Origin of the sequence: Cohnella sp. GbtcB17, from assembly GCF_019091135.1 — a bacterium.
GTDB lineage: Bacteria > Bacillota > Bacilli > Paenibacillales > Paenibacillaceae > Cohnella.
This window is the reverse complement of record NZ_JAGXJW010000210.1, coordinates 1-322: the sequence shown is the minus strand read 5'-3', so window position 1 is coordinate 322 and position 322 is coordinate 1. Positions and strand designations below refer to the sequence as shown.

The following is a 322-nucleotide window of genomic DNA, read 5'->3' as shown; positions in this document are numbered from 1 at the left end:
AGGTCGAGCGTACCGTCGAGGAGATCAAGACGCGCTTCCCGGCGACCGCGCCTCGAGGCGCCGCAGCCGACCTGTTCGTTAAGGAACAAAGAGAAGCGCTGTTCGAAAAGCACCCCGACATCGACATTCTCGTCAACAACATGGGGATTTACGAGCTTATGCGGTATGAAGACGCGGATGACGAAGTATGGGACACCTATTTTCAAACGATCGTGCTCGCCGCCAACGCCTTGACCCGGCACTACTTGCCGAAACTGCTGGAGAAAGCGTACGGCCGCGTCATCCTCATTGCGAGCGAGGAGGCGGTCATGCCGTCGGGCCA

Annotated in this window: 1 protein-coding gene; it reads left to right on the top strand. The window is 58.7% G+C overall.

Features of this window, described 5'->3' with window-relative positions:
• Window positions 1-322, top strand: a 322-nt coding sequence (locus tag KVT38_RS33620; RefSeq protein WP_217598060.1) for an SDR family oxidoreductase, incomplete at both ends; no start/stop codon positions are given.